The organism is Dactylosporangium sucinum (assembly GCF_014647515.1).
Lineage (GTDB): Bacteria > Actinomycetota > Actinomycetes > Mycobacteriales > Micromonosporaceae > Dactylosporangium > Dactylosporangium sucinum.
Genome location: NZ_BMPI01000001.1, coordinates 149,929 through 172,035 on the forward strand (window position 1 = coordinate 149,929; position 22,107 = coordinate 172,035).

At 75.8% G+C, this 22,107-nt stretch carries 2 protein-coding genes (1 of these 2 only partly in view); one reads left to right on the forward strand and one right to left on the reverse strand.

The annotated features are described in order from the left end of the window. Positions 1–1,245, forward strand: coding sequence for a cytochrome P450 family protein (locus IEZ31_RS00595; protein WP_190247675.1), 1,245 nt, complete (start codon positions 1–3; stop codon positions 1,243–1,245). On the opposite strand, the gene IEZ31_RS00600 is transcribed toward IEZ31_RS00595, so the two are convergent. Beyond that, positions 1,236–22,107 carry the final stretch of a WXG100-like domain-containing protein gene (locus IEZ31_RS00600; protein WP_190247676.1) on the reverse strand. 31,529 nt of this gene lie beyond the right edge of the window, so only the last 20,872 of its 52,401 coding nucleotides appear in the window; the start codon falls outside the window, past its right edge; its stop codon occupies positions 1,236–1,238. The two genes, IEZ31_RS00595 and IEZ31_RS00600, sit on opposite strands and share 10 nt — an antisense overlap.

The window sequence follows — 22,107 nt, forward strand, 5'->3', positions numbered from 1 at the left end:
ATGCAGGAACCGTCACCGTTCGAAGCGACCACCTCCGCCGAGCGCCACGCCCGCTACGCCCAGCTCCGCGACGCCGCCCCGGTCCGGCGGATCAGCCTGCCCGGGGGCGCCGAAGGCTGGCTGGTCACGTCCCACGACCTGGTACATCGCGCACTGACCGATCCCCGGCTCGCCAAAGGCGGCATGGTGCGCGCGGACATCCCCGCCGGCCGGCTCTCGCCCGCGACGCTGGCGGCCATCAACACCCACATGCTCAACGTGGACCCGCCCGAGCACACCCGGCTCCGCCGCCTGGTGTCCCGGGCGTTCACCGCGCGCCGGGTGGAGGCGCTGCGTCCACGGGTACAGCAGATCGCCGACCGGCTGCTCGACGACCTGTCCCGGCACGAGACGGCCGACCTGCTCGACGCCTACGCGGTACCGCTGCCGGTCGAGGTGATCTGCCAGTTGCTCGGTATCGGCAACGAGCACCGCGATCAGCTCCGGTCCTGGGCCACGGTGGTGATGACGGGGGCGTACGCGCCGGACGACTACGTGCGGGCGATCACCGAGTGGAGCGACTTCATCCGCGACCTGCTGGCGCAGAAGCGCCGCACGCCCGGCGACGACCTGCTGTCCGACCTGATCGAGGCCCGGTACGAGCAGGACGCGCTCAGCGACGACGAGCTGACCTCCACGGCATACCTCATGATGATCGCGGGATTCGACACCACCACGAACCTCATCGCCAACGGTGCCTGGTTGCTGCTGACCCATCCTGATCAGCGGGCGCTGCTGGCCAGGGAACCGCGGTTGCTCGACGGCGCGGTCGAGGAGTTCCTGCGGTACGAGAGCCCGGTCCAGAACTCCTCCATCCGTACCGCCCGGGAACCGGTCGAGCTCGGCGGCCACCGCATCGCGGCCGGCGACATCGTGGTGCTGTCGCTGCTGGCCGCCAACCGCGACCCGGCCACCTTCGCCGACGCGAACGGGCTGGACATCGCCCGGCCCCGCAACCCGCACGTGGCCTTCGGCCACGGACCGCACTTCTGTCTCGGCGCCCCGCTGGCCCGGATCGAAGGACAGATCGCCCTGCGGGCGCTGTTCGGCCGGTACCCGGATCTGCGGCTCGCGGTGGACCCGGCGGAGCTGCGATGGCGGGTCGGCTTCGCCGCCCACGCCCTGGCGGTGCTGCCGGTGCGACCGGGCACGCCGGCCGCCGCGAACCTCGTCGCCGTCGCTCCCGAGACCGGTGCTCAGCCATGACCATCGCCCTGGGCCAGCCAACCGGCGTCCGGGTGCAGCAGCGCCGGCTGCCACACCGGCGTGTGCGCGACCGGCGGAGCACCGGCGGTCGCGGGGAACCGCCGCATGGAGGTGGTCGGCCGACCGTTCAGCAGCCGGGGGCGCGGCACGCCGTACGGGTTGAACTCGACCGCGCTGAACATGCTCGTCCCGTCGCGCGGGTTCAGCCAGTACGCCCCGGGGCTGGCGAGGACCTCCGCGCCGAGGCGGTCGCGCAGCGCGGGCGCGAAGGCATGCCCGACCGACGCACCCGCCTCGCCCATGAACAGCTGGACGGCGGGGAACCGGCCCAGCTTGACCCGCAGCACGTACGCCAGGTCGGCCGGGTCGACCCGGATCCCGTCCAGGCCGTCCACGAAGCCGGTGCCGCCGTGGCCTTCCAGGTGTACGCCGACCTTGCCCGGCTCGAGCCTGGCGTTGCGGATCAGCTCCCGGCGCAGGGTGGTGCGTGACTGTGCCGCGCCGCGAACCCAGACGTGGGTGCCCCGCGGCGTCTGGATGACCTCGGTGAGCGCGAGCAACTCCTGGCGGGACACGGTCGACACCACATGCGGGACCGACTCGGCCAGCCCGGTGCCCCGGCGCACCATGCCGACCACCGGCGTGGGCCGGCCCGGGCCGGCGGGGAGCACCGCGCCGACCGCGACCGCGCCGACCGGTACGGACACCAGGTCACCGCCGGCGTCGGTGCCGACACCGGTCGGCAGCTCGACCACGATCGAGCCGGAAATGCCCTGCGGCGGCGGCCGGCGGCCGGCGAACACCTTGCCGTCCGGCCGGCCGAGCAGCCAGCGCCGCACCTGTTCCGCCGGGTCGGTCCCATCGTCCCGGATGACCACGTAGCTCGGCTCGTACACCGGCGGGACCGGCGGCTGCGGGTGGCGGACCGCGTGCATGAACGCGGTGCCGCCACCGAGCGGTGCCAAGGTGCGGATCGGTGGCAGGCCGGGCCGGTGCACCACCAGGTCGACGATCTTCGGTGGGCCGACGGTCACGCTGTGGTCGACGTACGCGAGCACCATCAGGTCCACCGCGCGCAGCAGCAGATCGGGGAAGTCGGCGCCCGGCACGCCGACGGTCACCTGCGGCACGCCGGGGCGGCTCCGCGGGGAGGGTCGCAGCGGGGCGAGGTGGTTGGCGGCCTGTGCCTGGGTCCGGATCCACAGCCCGTACGGCCGCTGGCCCACCAGCCAGTCGGCGAGCAGGTCGATCGTGCGGTCCGGCCCAAGCGTCGGGTCGGTCGGCGGCTGCGCCCCGGGCGGCCTGGCCTGCAGGCCCGACGCGAGCGACCGGAGCACCTGCCGGCCGGCCCGGTCCACCGGGTGCACCTGCCCGGCGAGGCCGGCCTCGTCCATGAGCGCCGCGGGTTCGATCTCCACCGGCCCGGTCTGCCCCAGCGCCCACCAGGCCCGGGCGAGCTGCGCGAACTCGGTCGCGGGCACCCGGGTCGGCAGCAGCGGATGCAGGATGGCCGGGCCGTACGGCAGGCCGGCCAGCCAGGGCAGCACGGAGCCCAGGTCCTCGACGTTGGCGTCCACGGTGATCCGCGGGTAGCGCGGGTCGGGCAGCCAGGCGTCCGCAACGCCGGCCAGCGGCGCCGCGACGCCGGCCGCCACCGAGAAGAGGTGCACCCCGGCCGGCGTCCGCCGCCAGGCGAGCCGGCCGAACGGCGCCGGGATCGCGGGCAGCACCGCGGGCAGCACCCCGTACCAGGCCGGTCGGACGGGGCCGCCCTTCAGCAGCCGATGCTGCGCCGCGAACGCGTCCGCCTCGACCGGGATCTTGAACCGGTACGCCGCGTACGCGACCCGTTGGCGCACCTGCCAGGATCTGGCCGCGGCCGAGCGGGCGGCCCGGTGCGGGCTGTTGGCGGGGGTGGCGGCCAGCGCGGCTTCCGCGCGCGCCGACCCGGCGCCGGCCACGTGCAACGCGTCCATCAGCGACCGCTCAACGCCCTGCCGCGGGCCGAACACCCAGCTCCACCACAACGTCGCGGCCCGGTAGCCGGCCTCGCCGGGCAGCAGCGGGCGGGCGGCGGCCGCCTTCAAGACCTCGGGGCGACCGAGGGGGAACAGCACGGCGAGGGTCGACGGGTCGCCGCCCAACCCGAACACCATCCGGTGCATCAGGTGGTGCTGCTCGGCGTGGCGCAGCTCGTGGTAGAGCGAGGACAGCACCTGCTCGACATCGATGACCTGGGCGATCGCGACCCGCCACGGTCCGCCCGAGAAACCGGCCCGGGCGTACGCCACCCCGCCCAGTTCGACGTCGACGGGGGGCACCCCGGCCCGGGCCAGCGTCTCGGTGGCCAGCTGGCGCAGCACGGCCAGCCGTGCGGCCGGAGCCATGCCCGCCCAGCCGGCGACCAGCACCGCCGCCCGTGACCGGTACCAGGCGGCGAACTCGTCGGTGTGCATGCCGACGCCGGAACCCACCTCCTCCAGCTCGACCGCCGGCGTGCGCTGGGTGACGGTGACCGTGGCCCAGCGCGCCCGGAGCCGGTCCAACAGCTGCTGCCGCGCGTCGGTACCGGCCGCCACCACACCGGCGGCGAAGCCCGGGTTCGCCTGCCAGGGCCCCAGCGCCAGCACACCGCTCACCGGATCCTCGTACAGCACCTCGAACGCGCCGGCCACCAGCGGACGCTGGACGCCGCCCTGGATCAGAACGTCCGGCGCCCCGGCGGCAGCCGCCGGCCCACGGGTGGCGGTGGCCATCGCCGGTGCGTCGATCCCGCCCCGCACGAAGGTGGCGTAGACGTACTCCCTGACCCGCGGCGCGCGCGGCGGCAGCTGCTCGTACAGCTTGAGGAATCCCGAATCGGGCCGCTCGTTGTGCCCGAACTGCAGCTCCCGGTCGAGGTCGGCGTCGGCCGCGTTCGGCGCCAGCAGGCCGAACTCGAACGCGACCTGCGGGTCGGTGGCGTCGTACCGCACCAGCGTGCGCCGGTACCAGTCCGGACGCTGGCTGGTGAGCCAGGTGTGCCGGTCCGCGGCGATCGTATGGCCGTCCGGCGCGGTCGCGGCCGGCAACTGATCCTCGGTCAGCCGGTTGACCTGCTGCCAGGTCGTGGGGGTCGGTATCATCCACTGCTTTGCCGGCTTGCGCAGCCAGCCGAGGTCGGAGAACTCCGGTCGCAGCAGGACGTGGTTGACCACCCGGTGCACGCCCTGGCCGGGCCGGAACACGGTACGGATCGTGATCCCGGCCAGCTTCTCCGGCGGTACCAGCAGGTCCGGGCCGCCCCGGCGCCGGGCGGCGCGCAGGTCCGGGCCGGGCCGGTTGCCGGGCACCCGGTCCACCTTCAGCGCGTGCCCGACCGGCACGTGCACCTCGTACAGGTGCTGGTTGGCGGCGACCGCCGGCTTGACGCTGTACAGCGGCATTGCCTGCACGCCGGCGTGGAAGCCGGACCACCGGATCGCCCGGTCCAGCAGGAGGAACGCCGTCGACGCAGCGGCCACCGGCCACGTCGGCGTGCTGTCCGGGAGACCGTCGATCTTCCACAGGCCGTGCCGGGCGCCGGCCGGGCCGGGTCCCCCGCCGCCCACCTGCCGGGCGGGAGCGGGCGGCCGGGCGGCCCGCACGGGCGCCGGGGCGGACGGGCCGGCCGTCGCGTTGACCCGGGGGTTCAGCCGGGGCAGCCACGGCCCGGACGCATCCACCGGCCCCGGCTCGCCGGGCTCGTACGGCACCGCGGCGGCGCCCTGCTCCGCCGGGTACCGCAGCATCTTCCCGGCCGACCCGGCCGGCGGGGCCAGCCGCGGGCGGGGCACCCCGAACCGGTCCAGCGCCAGGCCGGCGGCGACGCTCCTGCCGGTGCGCAGGTTGAGCCAGGTCACGTCGGGGCGGACCAGTACCGCACCGCCGGTCACGTCCCGCAGCCGGCCGCCGAAGTCGGACAGCCCGAGCTCGCAGCCCAGCAGGTCGTAGGAGACGCCGGGGCCGAGCGCCCAGTGTGCCCGCAGCACCCGGCCGAGCGTCGCCGGGTCGACCGGCCGGCCGTCCAGCAGCACCCGGCCGCCGCGCGCCTCGACGTGCAGCGGGACGTATCCGTCGCGGTACCGCGAGCGCCAGACCGCGTGCCGCTGGACCCAGCTCGACGCCTCGCCCGGGGTACGCAGCCAGACCCGCGGCCGGCCGTCGTACCCGGGCAGCACCTCGACCATCGCGGCCAGTTCGGTTTCGGTCCAGGGGCTCGCCTGCTCGTCGCGGGCGGGTGCCTCCGCCGAGCGAACCACGTAGGCCAGGGCCGCGTCGCCCAGCAGCGGTACCTCCGAACCGGACAGCACGCCGGACAGCACGACGCCGTCCAGCGGCACGTCGAGCAGGTGCGACTGCCCCGGCACCGGGACTCCGACGCCGGCCGGGAACTCGATCACGATGTCGGCGGCGGACAACTCCTCCGCCCGCGGCGGCCGGCGGGTGGTCCGCACGGTGCCGACCGGCGCCCGGAGTGCCGCCCGGACGTCCGCCTCCGGGTCGGTGCCGGTCCGCCGGACCACCCGGTAGCTCGGGCCGTCCGGCGGTACCTCGGACCCGGCCGCCCACCAGGCGCTCGCCCGGCTGCCCCGCGGCTCCCAGGGCGCGTTCGGGTCCATCGGGGACGACGGGCCGTGCGGTTCGAACGGTCGCGGCGGCCGGGTCGGGTCCGGGGAGAACAGCCGGTACCGGCCGGTCGGCCGGCCCTGCGCGTCGCGGATCGGCCGCAGCTTGCCGTCGACCAGGCCGACCTTGGTGACGACCGAGGTGCCGACGTACCGGTGGATCAGCACGACATCCTCGGGCCCGGCCGTCTCCCGCTGGTTGTGCACGGCCAGCCGCTGGGCGAAGGAGTCGTCGCCGAGGCCGGCCTGGCACACCGGCAGGATGTACTTCGAGTCGAGCTTGAGCTGGTGGCGCAGGTAACGCACCATCTCCCCGGCGTCGAGGAACCGGTTCCCGGCGAACGCCTTGCCGGCGAAGCCGTGGAAGTGCAGCCCGATGTACCCGGCCGGCGGCACGTACGCGGCCACCGCCGTGCGTTCGTTCTCGAACCTCCTGTACGCATCGGCCAGCCCCTCGGACGGCCCGTTCTGTTCCGGCAGCGTGCGAAACCAGATGGACCTGACCTCGCCGGAGGGGTTCGTGAAGATCTCTACGAGGCCGGCCAGCTCCTCCGCGCGGTACGGCGGCTGGTCGGGGTCGGGCAACGGGGTGAGGGTCGGGCTGATCGCCCGGTCGTTGACCAGCAGCGCGGCCATCGCCTGCACCTGGGCCGCGGGTGAGGAGTAGTGCCGGGTGACGTGGTCCAGCAGCGCCTGCCGCTCCGCCGGGGTCGGGTTGCTCACCCGCCACCGGCCGGCCCGCACCTCCGGCGGCTGCCACTGGTCGTGCACGCCGGTGGTCGCGGCACCGTGTCCGGTTACCGGCTCGGCCGGTGTCGCCGCGGTCCCGGCCTGCTTGACCAGGCTCAGCGCGGCCAGCATCCGGGCCTGCCAGACGGCCGGCTCCAGGGTGCCTCGGAACACCCGGATCTCGGCGGTACGGCGGTCGGGCGGGTCGAGTTGGGGCCGCCTGAGGTTGAGCGCGACGGACCGGGAATAACCGGAGGCTCGCAGCAGCCCGTGGTCGGTGGCGAAGTCGGAGCGCGGGGCCGCGTCCCACAGCGGCTGGGCATGCGCCAGGCTGGATATCCGGTTCACCTGCGGGTTGGCCGCCAGCCGCAGCAGCTGCGGCATCGACGCCTCGGCCAGCTGGTGCAGCCTGACGAACGAGCCCTTGCCCGGCTCGAACTGGCCGGTGCTGACGTGCACGTGCGCGCCGGTCAGCGCGGAGGCGACCGCACCGTACCGGTGCAGGACGGCGAGGCCCCGGGCGAAGCCGCGGCCGGTGCGCTGCCAGTGCGTCGCCGCGTTCGGGCCGCCCGGTGCCCAGTGCTGGATCGGCGAGACCAGCTCGCCGCCGCGGGGGACCGTCCAGTCGCGCTGGAACGACCAGGTGCCGGGGTGGTCCGAGTACGTCGACACCGCGTGGTACCGCTGCTGCGTCGTGCGGTTCGTCAGCCGCTCGCGCAGCAGGTCCCGCGCGATGAGCTGGATCCGCACCCGTGAGTCGATGCTGGCGAACGGATTGTCCGGCCGGCCCGGCTCGTTGGTGTCGACGTCGATCAGGTCGAACTCGATCTCCCCGCCGTACCGGATGTCCTCGGTCGGGTACTCCTCCGCGGGCAGTTCGCCCAGCAACGGGATCGGTGACAGCCCGCGCGCGATCCGGCGCAGCAGCCACTCGGTCGTGACCTGCTCCGGGCCGGCGGGCAGCTCGTCCTGCTCGTCGGCGACGCCGTCGAAGTCGGCGGTCGGCCGCTCGATCCAGTCCGGAAAGCCGGTGATCGGGTCGAGTCCCGTTCCGTCGCCGCCCGCCGGCACGGTGCCCGGTCCGTCGTCCGACGACAGGATCTCGTACGCCCGGTCCGGGGAGAGGAGTACCAGCGGCAGCACGCCGTGGTCGGGATCGGTCACGAAGAGGTCCCAGTCGTAGGCGTCGTCCCGGATCTGCTCGGACCGATCGTCGACCAGGACCGGCGACGCCTGCTCGCCCAGCTCGGCAAGGGTCTGCTGGAGGCTCTGCCGCGCCCGCGGCGGCAGCGCCATCAGCCCGCCGGCCAGCCGCCGGTACGCGTCGGCCGGCAGCATCCAGGGCCTCACCTCGGCGAGCTCGGCCAGCAGGTCGTGCCAGTTCACCAGCCGCAGGTCGACCTCGAACGGGTTGAGCGTCGGGTCCTCCTCGGCCAGCCGCCGCGCCAACGCGCTCGGCTGCGCCACCACCGATTCCGGACCGGCCGGCCAGTCCGGCTGGTCGAGCAGGTGACCGAAGCCGGCGAACGGCATCCGCCGCCAGGGCGTCGGCACCCACTCGGTGGCGAGCAACAGCTCGGCGTACCGCTCCCAGTCGGCCTCCGAGGCGGCCACCGCATCGAGCAACCGCACCGCGTTCATGATGTCGCCGGCGCGCCGGGCGTGGTCGCCGGCCGCCTCGTACGGGAACGAGCCGATCGGGGTGCCGGTCGCGGCGCGCCCGGCCGCGGCCCGTACCAGCCCCCGCGCCAGCGCCACCCGGGACCACAGCAGGCCCGGGTCGAGGCTGCCGGCGAGCGGTACCCGCAGGTTGTCGTCCGGCTGCCAGTTCACCTCCAGCGTGTACAGCCCGGGCACGTCGTGCAGGCCGCGCACCGCGTCGACCGGGGACGCGTCCGGCGCCGGTTGCCGACCCATGTCCCGGGGCGCGCCGCCCGGCGCGTGGTGCAGCAGCCGGGTCAGCGTGTCCTCGTACCCGTGCAGCAACTCGCGCAGGTGCAGGTAGGGCAGCAGCTGCGTGCCGTAGCCCGTGGTCAGGTCGAGCTCGCCGTCGGCCAGTTCCAGCCCGGCCGCCGCGACCAGGCGCAGCACCTCCGCGAAGCCGGCCCGGTAGGTCGCGGTGTCGCGCAGGTCGAAGAAGGCGAGCCGGTCGTCGGACAGGGAGGCGACGCCGGTCGCCTCGATCGCCGCCGCGATGCCGCGGTCGACCACGCCGGCCCCGCCGGGCCGTCGGACGGTGAGCTCCAGCGCGACGCGGCGATCGACCCCGTCGGCTTCGGAGTCGTCCGCCGGGCCGGACAGCTGTACGGCCGGGCCACCCGCCGCCAGCCGCTGCCGCACCCGCTGCGCGACCCGCTCCAGCCGGGGCCGGCCCGGGTCCAGCCCGGCCAGCGGCAGCCCGGCGAGGCCGTGCGTGACCACCTCGACCGGGCTGCCGACGAGCCACACCCCCAGGCGACCGACCAGCCGGGCCACCACCCCGTCGGGCACCGACAACCCGGGCACGCCCACGGTGAGCAGCGGCGACCGGGAGTACTGCCGGGGCTGCGGGGCCTGCGACCCGTGCGGGAGCAGGCGCGGCCGGACCCACAGGTTGTTCTCCCCGACCACCGACAGGACCCAGTCCTCGCCCAGGTCGTACCAGCCGGGCCGGTGCTCGACCTCGACGAGCCCGTCGGCGAGCAGCCACCCGGGCGGCTGCGGCGCCGGGTAGAAGTGGAACTCGGTGGCGACGGCCTCCGGCATCGGCCGGCCCCGCCCGTCCACGGCGTGCACCCGCGTGCCGGCGGCGGGGCGCCGGGTGAGCCCGGAGACCGGCACCGCGACCGGCCCGGCACCGTGCTCCCGGCCGCGCCGCGCGGCGAGGGCGGCCGCCTGCCCCGGGGTGATCGGCGTGGTCGGGCGCAGGTCGAGGATGGCGTGGTCGCGGACGAACGCCGGGAGCTGGGCGAGCACCGTGAGCGCGTCCTCGGCGCTCACCCCGACCGCGGTCAGCCGCAGCCGCGACAGGTGCGGTACCGCCGGTACCGCCGGCACCGGCGCGCCGTCGGCGACGAGCAGCAGCCCGGACCGGTGCACGGTCAGGGTCGTCCCGCCCGGCGCGGACACCGACCCGTCCGGGACGATCCGTTCCCATCGGGGCGCCAGCGGGCCGGCCACCAGCAGCCGGCGCATCAGTGCGTGCGCGTCGGCGGCCCGGACGTCCACGCTGGACAGCGCTTCGCGGGCGGCCCGGCGCTCGCGAAGCGCGCCTTGCAGGTCCGCCTCCGCCGCGGTGTCCGAGCTTTCCGTGGCCTCCGTGGTGTCCACGGTGGACATCAGCCGGTCGACCCGGTCCTGTGCCGTGGCCAGCCGCCGGACGGCCTGGCTCACGGCCCTCCCCGCGCCGGTCCCGGACGGCGCCGCCGCCTCCCACCAGTCGACCGCGGCGGCGTACCCGGGCGCGCCGCCGTACAGCGGTGCGGCGAACGCGGCGCGGACCACCGCGCGGGTGGCGGGCGAGCCGTCGCCCCACCCGGCGAGTGCGGCCAGCTCGGCCGGGCTGCCCGCCCAGCCCGCGAGCAGGCGCAGCACCGCGAACCGCTGCTCGGCCTGGCGCAGCGCGACGAGCAGCTCGGCGACCAGCGCGCCCGCGTCGAGGCCGCCCGGCCCGCCGGACCGGGCCGGCAGCACCAGCTCCCAGCGCTCCTCGTCGAAGGCCACCGTCCGGTCGCCGCGCCCTCCGGCCCGGACCGCGGGCGCCGGGATCCCGGCCAGTGCGGCGGTCTGCGCCGTCAGCGCCCGCACGGCCGCGATGCGGTCCGCGTCCGGCGACCGGTGCAGCGCGTCGAGCGTCTCCTGGGCGAGCTGCCGGTACCAGGCCAGGGCCTGGTCGCTGCCGAGCCCGACGGCCCGGCCGTGGTCACCGCCGGGCGCCGGGGCCTGCGGCGCGACGGTCACCTGGTAGCCGGCGCTCGCCAGCCGCCCGATCAGCCAGGACTGCCAGTCGACCGGCGCCGTGGCGGTGCCGGCCGGCGCCGGGTTGGCCTGTGGCGGGTCGAGCACCAGCCGGGACCGGCCGTGTGCGTCGGGCGGGCCGACCTCCCGGACCACGAACGCGCCGTCGATCCGCTCGGCGGGCTGCGCGGCCCCGGTCAGCGCGTCCGCGACCGGCGGCCCCGGCGGCAGGTCCGCTTCCCGCTCGGCCAGGTCGCGCCGGGTCAGCCGGCCGTCAAGGGCCTCGTGCGGGCGGCCCACGTACAGCACGTCGCCCGGGGCCAGCGCGGGCAGCGGCATCCGCCAGTACCAGTTGAGCAGGCCGGTCCCCGGGGTGGCCGCGGGCCCGGCGCGCAGATGCCCGGCCAGGTCGGCGTCCGGCTTGCCGCGCAGGCCGGCCTGGAACGCCACCCGCGGATCGGTGCGGCTGACGTGCAGCATCAGCCCGAGGTCGGGGCCCAGCCGGCGGGACGGCCGGTCCGGTGTCGCCGCCCCGGCGGTCGCGGGCCGGTGCAGCTCGTCCAGGGCACTGCCGATCAGCGGGTGTTCGGACACCAGCTCGTCGGAGCTGCCCGGCTGGTACACCTCGGTGATCCTGACCTGGCCCAGGGCGGCGCGCGGCACCAGCAGGTCCTGCCCGGCGCGCCGGGCGCCGGCCAGGTCGGCTTCGGTGTGCTTGGCGGGGCCGGTCCGCGCCGCCGGCCCGACCGGGTCGGCCGCGCCGGGCTCGACCCGCACCTCGTACAGGTGCCACGGCCCGTCGCCGGTCATCCGCTGTACCGGCTTGGTGGAGTACAGCGGCAGGGCGTCGGTGCCCGTGCGGAACCTGGTCCAGTCGTCGATCGGCGCCCGCAGCAGCAGGAACGCCCGCTCCGTGCGGGCGGAGCCACCGCGGGCGCCGGCCCGTCCGGGGAAGACCCGGTGGGCACGCTGGTTCGACGTCGAGGTGCCGCGCGGTGTCCAGCGCAGCCCGGCGTCGATCGACGCGGTGTGCGGGTGGATGCCTTTGTACCGGCGGACCGGCGCGCCCGGCCGGGCGGGAAGGTCGACGAACCCGCCGGACGGTTCGCCGTTGCTCAGCCGCGGTCGCAGCGTACGGCCGATCACGTCGTACCGGGTGACGAGTGTGACGCCGCTGCCCTCCGCGATGAGCGTGATGCCGTCGGCGGCGACCACCCGCCGGCCGCGCGCGTTGAGCTGCTCGGCGAACGACGGCCCACCGCCCGGCGGCGGCGCGGCGATCTCGCACACCGGCAGGAAGATGTCCTCGGTGATCCCGAGCTCGGCCAGGAACCGGTGCACCACCTCGGCCGGCAGCGGCCGCCCGGCCAGTGACGCCGCGCCGTCGCCGCCGTCCATGTGCACCGCGACGAAACCGGCCGGGACGTGCGCGCCGGACACCGCGCCCAGCGCCCGGTCGTACTCGACCGGGTCCTCCGCCCGGGCCAGCCGGAGCCAGACCGCGCGCACCGACCCGTCCGGGTGAAGGAACACCTCGTACGCGCTGTGCAGCTCGCCGACCGTCCACGGCGCCGCGCCCGGCTGGGCGGGAACCGGGCCGGTTGCCGGCGTCGTCCGGCTCGACCGGCCGGCCAGGCGGGCCAGCCGGTCCAACCCGTGGAGCGCCCGGCCCCAGGATGTCCACTGTGGATAGTGAAACACCTTGGCCCGGGGTTTGCCGGACATGCCGACGGAACCCAACGTACCGACGGCAGCCTGCGGTATTGCGGTGCCGCCCGCCCGGTGCGGCCGCTCGATGGTCGGCGCCGGCACCCGGCTGCCGCGCGGGTAGACCGAGCCCGCCGGCACCGACGGCGCGTCGCGCTCCGCCGGGTAGTAGTCGAAACCGCCGGTGAGCCAGCCGTCGCGCTGCTCCCACCGCACCGGGAGCAGCGGCTTGCCGGAACCGTCGAACTGGACCCGGGCTGAGCCGTGGCCCCGGCCGCCGGCGAACCCCCACGAGTCAAACTTGGTCGCGAGGGTCGGCGCCCCGATCCGGTTGCGGAACCGCGCCGCGAAGGAGGTCGGCCCGCCGCCGACCCCGCACATGTCGAGCAGGTATCCGGCCGGGTTCAGCCGCAGATCGTGGCGCAGGTAGTCGGCGAGGAGCTCCGGCGACACCTCGCGCCCCTGGATGACCGCCTTCCCGTGTCCAGCGTGCCCGGTGACGACCAGGACGCCGGGCAGCCCCGCGGTCGCCACCAGCGAAGACGACCGCTCGGCCAGCCTGACCGCCTCGGCCGGGCTGCGCAGCCACACTCCGGTGACCTTGCCGGTCCGGTCCCGGATCAGCTCGACGAGGCGGGGCATCTCCGCCCGGGTCCACGGCGAGCGCCGCACCTCCCGCCAGGTGGCGATCCCACCGGTCCCGGTCGCCACCAGCGTGCCGGCCGGCACGTGCGCCACGGCGCCGGTGGTGACGTGGACCGGACCGTCGGCAGCCAGGACAGGCCAGCTGGCGGCGTGCGGGTAGCGGCTCATGAACGAGCCGGGTCCGCCGGTCCACAGGGAGCCGCCCAGCCCGGCCAGCCGGACCCGGGCCACCGGCTCAGGCGTCGTCGCGGCGAGCCGGTCGATGACCCGCTGGAGCATGTCCGGGGCGACCGCCCGCCCGCCGATCAGCGGCGCGGTGGTGCCGTCCGGCAGGGTGGTCACCGGGAAGACGAGGGTCAGCGTCTGGGGCTCCTTGCGGACCTGGCGCACCGCGGCCCGCTGCGCGTCGACCTCCGATGCCGGCTGGCCGGGCCGCCAGAACCAGCGGCCGGCGCCGATCGGTTCACTGGCCGCCAACAGCAGTTCCTCGACCTCGCGGTCGGTCAGCGCCCACCCCGGCGGCAGTGGCGGCCGGTCCTGCCGGCGGGGCGCGCCGGTCACATAGTCCGCCAGCGTCCCGCTGTACCGGGTGTCGGTGCCGGTCAGGTCGCGCAGCAGCAGCGCCGACACCGACCGGTCGGTCGAGTTCACCGCGATGCGCCACAGTGCGTTGGCCGGCAGCAGCACCGCCGCGTCGTCGCCGTCCGGCAGGATCGCCGCGCCCGGCGGCACCGCGACCTGCAACAGGATCCCCGGCCGGAGCCGGGCGGCCACCGGCGGGCGCAGCGAGCCGCGGACGTACCCGCCCGGCGGCAGGTCGAGCCGGCGTCCCCGGCGCACGCCGTCCGCCGACAGGCCGGGCAGGAACACGTACACCTCGGGCAGCGTCCGGCCGTTGACGCTCACCTCGCGGGGCAGCCGGGCGCCGTGGTCGAGCTCGACCGTGCGGCGGGTCGGCTGGATGGTCTTGGCCCACCACGGCAGCTGCGGCGGGGCCTGGTGCTGCGGCAGCGCGGCCGGCGCGGCGGCGGACTGTACCCCGGCGATCGCGAAGCTGCCGTTGACCAGGTGCAGCGCGGCTGCCTCGGTGGCCGCGTCCGACTGTCCGGCGACCATGATCTCCAGCGCTCCGGTCGCCTCCGGATCGAGCTGCATGAGGAGGCGATAGGCGTGCTGCCAGGCATCCCGCGGCACGGGCTCGCCCGGGGTGCCGATCACGATCGTCGCGCCCTCGGCCCGAGCCGGCAATTCGGTGATCCGGTCCCGGGCCGCCGCATCGGGGTCCGGTTCGTGGATCCAGATGCCTGCTCCGACCAGCTCTGCCACCGTCGCCGGCTCGTCCGGTTCGTCGGCCAGCCGCACCATCGACGGGTCGGCCTCATCGACGCTCGCCCCGGCGAACAGCCAGGTCGACTGCGGCAGCGTGACCGCCACCGCGCCGCTGTCGTCCCGGTACTGTACGTAAGGCTGCCAGGGCGATTGTGGCTCGCCGCCCAGATCCTGCCGCAGCCGCTCGCGGGTCGACCGTTCGGCCTGCTCCGCCGCCAGCCGGGCCACGTCGGCCACGCCGCGCGGCTCGCCGTCCACGACAATGCGGGCGCGGTCGCGCGCGTCGGTCAGCACCGCGTCGTGCACCCGGATCGCGTCGGCCCGGGCCTCCGCGTCCACCCGGTCCCGGGCCGCCTCGGCGGCCTGGACCTGGCCGACGAACCCGGCCACCATGAGGAGGTCGCGCTGTCCGCCGGGGTCGGTGGGGACCATGCGCAGCGCGTCCCGGCGCACCCGGTCGAGCCAGGACCGCGCCCGGCGCAGCGCGGCCCGCGCCCGGCCCGGGTACCCGCCGCCGGCCGCGACCAGCGCCTGTTCCGCCTGTTCAGCCGCGAGCTGGGCAAGTCGCAGCCGCTCGCGTACCGCGCTGGTCGTTTCCCGCCCGGTGTGCCTGAGCCAGGCCAGGTGCACGATGAGATCCTCGTCGCGGGCGGCGGCCTCGAGCGCTGTCGCGTCGCCACCGCCGGTCAGCGCCGCCACCTGCCGGGCCTCGTGGGCGGCATCCCGCATTTCCGTGGTCTCGCCGCCGGCGAGCACCTGCCGGGCGATGGTTGTCACGTCCGCGGTGAGCACCGTCAGCCGGACCAGTTCGGCCAGGTCCTCCCAGGATGCGGTGCGCCCGCGCGGGCCGGTGACCCGGGTCAGCAGGGCGGCGACCCGTTGCCGCTCCCGGGCGCCGGCGAGGACCGCCCGACCGCCGCGCCAGTTCACCGCGTCCTTGACGCCGTCCAGATAGGCCACCCGCTGCACGGCCTCGGCCAGCGGGCGGACGGGGCGGTACACCGACTCCAGGACCGCCGCTTCGGCGTCGGCGCGGCGCTGCCGTACCAGCACCTCGGCCGAGCCCTGACCGGACGGGCCGTCGTCGCCGGTCAGGGTGCGCAGCACGGCCGCCTCGTCGGCGCGGCGCTGCACGGTCTGCACCCGCAACCGCACCGCCGGATCGCGCTCCGCGTCGTCGAGCACCCGCCGGTACGCCTCGTGCCAGGCGACCGCGGCCTCGCCGGCGGCCGCCTGGAAGGCGTACCACCGGGAGAGTGCGGCCGTAACCAGGGCGACCGCGTCGAGGTGCGCGACCGCCCCACCGGTCAGCCGCCGCCTGACCCCGGCCAGCTCCCGGGCGGCTTCGGCCCGCACCGGTGGCGTGCTGTCCGGCGCGGTCTGCCGCCGCCGCAGGCCGACGAGGTGCTGCCAGACCTCCAGGACGTCGGGGGTGAGCACCAGCCGGAGCAGCGCCAGGTCGATCGCGCCCCGTTCGGCGTGCGCGACGGTGGTGCCGGCCGCGCCGGAGACGGCGGCCAGCTCGGCGACCTCGTTGTGCGCCTGTTGCACGAGCCGCTGGTACCCGCCGTCGCCCAGCGCTTCGCGGACGGCGTCCACCTGGGGCGTGGCGGCGAGCGCCTCGACCAGGTCGGCGGGCAGCCCGTCGGCCAGTGGCTGCTGGGCGAGGATCGCGGCGAACTCCGCTGCCGCCTGCTCGCCCGCCTGCGCGCCGGTGTCGTTCGGCCGATCGGCGGTCAGGTCGCCCAGCGTACCGTCGAGCGGCGCCTTGACCAGCCGGTGCGGCAGCGGGCCGCGCTGCAGGCCGCGGACCACGAACACCTCGTCCAGCCGGTCCAGCGGCAGCCGCACGCCGTGCCGCTGCGGTTGCGGATCGGGCACCGGGAGCCCGCCCGGCACCCGTACCTCCAGGACGATGTCGAACCGGCCCACCGCCTCCGGCTTGACGAAGCGAACCGGCACCCCATCCGGATCCGCCGGGACCCGTACCGCCCGGTGCCGCAGATTGTCCACAGTGGACGGCAGGTGCCGGTCGCCGGATACCACCACGTACCCGGTGAGGTACCCGCTGCGGGTGGGCGTCGCGGCGCCGTCCCGTCGCAGGGTGACGGTGAAGCCGTACCCGTTGGCGGCGGCGAGCTCGGCCAGCTCGGCCGCGGCCCGTTCGGCCCGCTCGCGACCGAGCGCCGGGTGCAGCCGGGCGAGCCGGGCCTTGGCCGCGTACGTGCGGGTGTGCCAGTCGATCGTCACTTCGGCGACCCGGTGCCAGTCGCCGTCCGGCGCCGGTACCGGGAAGGCACCCGCCGGGGCACCGCCGCCGGCGGCGGCGAAGACCGCGCCGAGCAGCTGCGGGGTCCCGGTGGCCAGCAGCTCCAGGCCCCGCTCGCGCAGGACGCTCGCCGACCAGCGGACCTGGTGCCCGCTCGGCAGGCCGGTGGACTGGGTCCGGTGCCGCAGCACGGTACGGCCGGGCCGCAGCCCGGTGCCGGCCTCGATCGAGCTGGCCAGCTCCCACTGGTCCGCCACGTGGGCGAGCACGTCGTCGATCAGCTGGTTCAATGCCCAGCCGTCCAGCCCGGCGTACGCGGCCGCCCACGGCTCGGTCCGCAGCCGGGCGACCAGCGCGCCCCGGTGCTCCGGCCGCTCGGCGGTGCCGGCGGCCGGGGTGGGCGCGGCCGTCGCCGAGTGCGGCTTGTCCGTCGCGACCGGCACTGCGCCGGACGGTCCGGGCGCGAGGTCGAGCTGCCGGCCGTACGCCCGGTGCAGCGCCGCCAACTGGTCGAGCCGTCCGAGCGCCCGCGCGATCGGCTCGGTGGCCGCGCGGACCGGGGCGAGCACCCGCTGCTTCGCCGCCTGCATCGCGGTCCACGCCTGCTCCGCCGCCGGGTACGAGTCCGCGAGCGTCTCCTCCGCGGCGGCAGCGGCCGCGCGCAGGTCCGCGTCGGTGGCAGCGGACAGGGCGAGCTTCGGGTGCGTCCGCAGGTACTGCGCGCGGGCCAGGTCGGCGGCGGCCCGGGCCGCGTCCTGGTGCCGGGCCAGGAATTCGTCGATCTGCTCGCCCAACGCGCTCTGGCTGATGAGCCAGGCGGTCGACCGCAGCGCGGATCCGGTCAGCGCCTCGGGCGGCAGCATCTCGTCGCGCTGCGCGAGGTACGCCGCGCGGGCCTGCTGCTCCGCCGCCGCGGCGGCCGGGTTCTCGGTCGCCCGTGCGGTCGCCGCGGTCCAGGCGTCGTGCTTCGCGGTCAGCTGCGACGCGGCCAGTTCCGCGTCGCGCCGGGCGTCCCGCTTGGCCTTCGCCAGGTCCTCGCCGAGCGCGAGCGTGGTGGCCGCCGACGTCAGCTCGTCCAGGTCGCCGTACCCGGCCCGGGCCAGGCCCTGAGCCTCGACGCGGGCCTGCGCCATGGCCGGCGAGTCGGCGCCGAGGTACGCCCCGGCCAGCGGCTGCACCGGAGCGCTCAACGCGCGCAGCCGGACCAGCTCGACCACCTGCGCGGCGTCGTCCACGTCGAACGCGGCCAGCCGGGCGAGGGCGTCGCGGTAGAGCTGCTGCAGGACGGACGGGCCGGCGAGGTCGGCGAGGAGGGGCCCGAGGTACGTCAGGTACGCGGCCCGGGCGACCTTGTCCGCCGCAGCGTCCCGGCGCTGGTCGAGGATCCGCCGCAGCGCGTGGTGGGCGGCCGGATCGGCATCGGCGACCGCGGGATCGCGCTCGTCCGCGCTGGTGACCGAACTGATGTCCGAGCCGATGTCCGAGCCGATGTCCGAGCCGGTGTCGCGGCCGAAGAGCGCTTCACCCACGACGGACATCGCCGCGATGGCATCGCTCACGGCCGATGCGATGGTCGCCTTCCACCCCCGGTGTTGCCACGGGCCGGGGTGCGCCGCGGCGCGGGCGGCGCTGAGTCCCTCGAGGGGCGGCTGGGCCGGCTGGTCGGCGTCCGGCTGACCGCCGGCGGGCAGGTACAGGCGGAGGGTGCCGGTTGCCTGCGGTACCAGCCGCAGGCCCTGGGTCACGGCGGCCTGGCCGAAGTACATCGCACCGTCGTGCGGGCTGACGAACAGCGGTTCGCTGGAGGCCCAGGTCGGGATGGTGTGCGCGTCGGCGAACGCCTGCGCGGCGGACTGCTCGCACGCCAGCAGGACGGCCGTCGTGGCACCGTCGGTCCGGGCCTGCGCGATCGCGCTGTGCAGCTGCGCCCCGCCCAGGGCCACGCCGCCGTCGACCCCGTGGCCGTGCACCACGACCACGCGGCTCGCGTCGGGCACGGAGACGGCGAGCCGGCGCTGCACCGCGGCGGCGATCACCGGGTCCGGCGACATGCCGACCCACAGCTGCACGGCCTCACCCGGCCCGCCGGTGCGGGTCACCGCCGTCTGGGTGGTGCCGCCGACGGCGGCGGCCGCGACCGCGTCCAGCAGTGACTCGATCCGTTGGTGCAGGTCGCTGAGGCGATCCAGGTCGGGCGCCGCGAACCCGGACTGCCCGAGCCGGTCGGTCATGTCGTCGACGAGGCCGCGCATGCGCGTGGTGAAGGCCGGGACGAGGCCTGCGCTCAGTCCCCCCGACAGATCCTGGAAGCGGCCCAGCTGCCGATCGAACACGGCCTGATGGGCGGCGACCAGCGCATCGAACTCCGGCTGGGACAGCTGCGCGGCGGGTGCCTCGCCCGGCATCAGCAGCTGAGCCACCGACCGGGGCGGGTCACCCGTCCGCAGCGGCAGCACCATGTAGTGCGTGCCGGTGTAGAACACGTAGCCCACCGGGGGCCGCGCGGGGCCGATGTGGTTCGGGGCATCCGGCCCCAGCACCGTCAGCGGCAGGTCCCACAACCACGCTGCCAGCATCGGCACGCGGTCGCCGGTCTCGCTGTTCCACGCACCCAGCCGCCGGATCAACGCCAGGTGGGCCGCCTGCCGTTGCCGGCGCAGCTCGGGGGTCGCCGCGTCGACGACGTCCGGGAAGAAGTGCGCCAGCGCGGCATCCCCGTGCCCGGGGTCCACGTCGAACGCGTCGAAGGACCGCTCGAGCGCGTCGGCCAGCGCGTCGCGGGCACCTTGAATGTCGTCGGCCGACGGGGTTACGAGGTCGCTGATGCCGGTCAGCGGCAGCCGCGAGCCGAAGCCGATGAGCATCGTGCGGAAGAAGCAGTCACCGTCGGCGGGAACGTCGACGGTGTCGGCCCGGTACCGCTGCCGGAGCGTCCGGTACGCCCGCAGGTTCGCCTCCCGCGCCATGGCGTGGCGCCGCAACCGGCCGGCCCGCTCGGCGGCGAAGTTGGCCACGAGCGCCGCGGCGGTCCGGCCGGCCTCGTCCGCCGGCCCGTCAGGCCGACCGGCCGAGGCGGACTGCGCAGACGACGACGGCAGCGCAGACGACGACGGCGGCGCGGACGAGGACGGCGGCGCGGTCGGCGGCGGCGACGGGCTCGGTTCGGTCGCTGCCGGGAGCGGCCTGATGCGCGCGGGCTGCGAGAGCTCGCCGAGCCACCATCGACCGCCGCTGTCGCCGATGCTGAGCAGGGCGGCCGCCTCGGGCGGCAGGCTGACGACGTGGTTGGTGACCGCGTCGCCGTCACGCTCGCGGCGGAGCCTGGTCACCGTGGTGACGCGCCGGGCGAACTCGGGATCGGCGGCGATGTGCCGCAGCACCGCGTTCCACACCGCCGCCGGGTTCTTCTGCCGGCGCACGACCGGATCGACGAGGTTCAGGTAGAGGTCGCCCTTGCGGTTGTGCAACTGCCCGAAGAGCGTGTTCACGATCTGCTTGACGACGAGGAGGGTCTGCTGCCGGGTCGGCGCCGGGCGGACGCGGGTGTGCCCGGGATCGCCGATCCAGCTCTGCGCATTGAGCGACGTGATCCGCAACATCGGCAGGTGCGCCACGCTCGGCAGGCCCAGGACGGACGCCAGCGTCCGGAACACGGCCGGGCCGGTGCGGACGATGGTCTCGTACCGATGGGCGGCGTTCTTGGCCGCGAACGTGGCGGCCTGCGCGTCGGTGTACCTGTTCGGGGTGGCGTCGACGTCGACCCAGACGTACTTGTAGAGGTCCCGTTGCGGCAGGCCGTAGTGGCGGCGCAACTGGTGCAGGACCAGGCGCGCGACGGGGTGAAGGGGCGGGAACACCAGCACCCCGTTGTTGACGATGGGTTGGGCGTTGTCGCTGCGGTTCTGGGCCGCCCAGCCCTGCTCGGAGTTACCCACCTGCTGCAGGTAGTGGGCGAACCGGCGCAGGAAGACGTTGTCGCCGTCGGTGTAGATGCCACCGAACACGAACATGATGGCCTTGCGGAGGATGTCGCTCGCCGCGGCGAAGGCCGGCCCGTCGTTCTTGTCCATCTCGAACCAGAACAGCTCCCGCAGCCACGGCTCGGCCATCAGCGGCAGGAGCTCGTGCACGCTGACCAGCAGTACGCCGCTCCGGTCGGCCCAGGTGACCATGTCCCTGATCTCGGCCCAGCGGTCGACCCCGTTCGCGGGAGGCCCGCTCGACCTGGCAGCCTCGATCTCTTCGGCCGTCACGTCCGTCCACAGCGCGACGCGGCCCCAGCCCCGGACCCGCCGGGCCCAGGCGGCCAGCGACGCCCGGAAGGCACCCATCCTGCCGCGCCCGGTCAGGGGACCGCCGAGCCAGATGCTGTGCACGAGGTGCGGGTACGTCAGGCTGTCGGGCAGTTGGGTGGACGCGAACCCGGCCACCGGGTTGTCGGCCCAGCGCCGGTTGCGGCGGGTGGCCACGGTGACGGTACCGTCGTCCGCCAAGAGCGCGTCGGGCGTGATCCGGCCGGGGCGCCGCCGGCCGTGGTTCACCGCGACCGCGTCGAAGAACGCGACCGACTTCTGCGGTGGCAGTGCCTCCAGGTTCACGCCCGTCAGGTGGTCCGGCACCCGGTCGCGGCCCCGCAGCCCGAACAGGTCGTGCCCGACGGACGCCTGCCGCTCGGCCCCGGTGAGCGAGTCCGGCCCGCCGGGCTGCTCGGGCACCCGGGCGCGGGTCAGTTCGGTGCCGAGCCAGTCGGCGGTGGCCGGGGTCGTGTCGGGCGCCGGCCGGGTCTCGGTGACGTCGGTGACCTGCGGGCCGACGACGGTGAACGCGGTCCACAACCGCGTGTCGGACCCGTCGGCGGGTTCGACGCGCGGGTGCCCGCCGGCGCCCGGCCGCACCCGGCCGACCGCGCCGATGACCGTCTCCGTCCCGCCGGTGAGGCGGGCCAGCTCGCGCCCGACCTGCGCCGCGTGGGCGTCGACCCCGCCGACGCCGGCGTTCGTCGTCGTCAGCAGCACCGGCCGGCCGGGCGTGAAGGCCGGCGCGGCGACGACCGCCAGCGCCACATCGCGGGGCGTCAGGTTCTCGGCCTCGACCACCGTCGGCGGCGACGCCGTGCCGGCCAGTCCGGCGCTGGCCAGGTCGAACTTCAGGGGGGTGGTGAAGCGGGACCGGTCGACCAGGACCAGCGGCGCCGAGGTGGCGGGAACGGTCAGCCTGGTCCCATTGACCACTATGGACGGTGACAGGTGGTCGGGCAGCGGGTCCAGCAGCCGGTCGACGTGGTCGCGCAGGGAACTTGGTAGCTCCGCGCCGGCGGTAGCCGCGCCGGTCGTCACCAGGATTCGCGGCGAGTGCGAGCGCGCAGGCAGGTCCGCGGCGACGGCCCGGCCCGGCGCACGGTCCGGGCCCGTGGTCGGGTGCAGCCACAACCCGTCCGGCAGCTGGGTCGCCGCCCAGCCTGGGGCGATCTCGAACTCGCCACCAGCGACGCCGCTGATGTTGCGGGCGGGCGGCAGGCCCAGCGGGGTCTGCTGTTCGGGCGGGACGTACAAGCCTCGCTGGAAGTGGAACCAGACCGCCAGCTCGGGGAAGGTGGGCGTG